The following is a 480-nucleotide window of genomic DNA, read 5'->3' on the forward strand; positions in this document are numbered from 1 at the left end:
AGCAGTCATCCCTCCGGTTAAAAGCCGGAAAGAGCAAAGAGCGTACAGTCATGAACTGTATCGGGCGCGGCACGTCATTGAAAACGTCTTCCGCGCCCTCAAGCGCTGGCGGGGAATTGCTACGCGCAATGCAAAGCTCACCGCTTCCTTCATCGCCGCTATTCATGTCAGGTGTTTATTACTCTACATTCCAGTACACACTACCTAGTCGGTTACAAAATATAATTAGGCAGTTTTAGAATAGAACAGGACAATTATAAAGCAAAACAGGGCAATTTTAAGGCATAATTAGGCAGTTCTACGACTTCTGTGGACAATTATTTGCCCTTTTTTTCTGCATTGCCTATGATAAGTCTTGTGTAAATATGTATAATACCTGCTTCTATCTCTATACCGAATAGCCGTATAGTGCGCATTCCCGGCGCTCATCACGGCGGCTTTTGTCTGAAAATGCGCGCAAAGCCGTTTAATAACAGATAT

Annotated in this window: 1 protein-coding gene; it reads left to right on the plus strand. The window is 44.4% G+C overall.

The features are described from left to right. On the plus strand, positions 1–208 hold a 208-nt coding region (locus AWU74_RS08060; RefSeq protein ID WP_062328815.1), incomplete at its 5' end, for a transposase. Positions 209–480: the final 272 nt, after the last annotated feature.

It is taken from the genome of Treponema endosymbiont of Eucomonympha sp. (assembly GCF_001028545.1).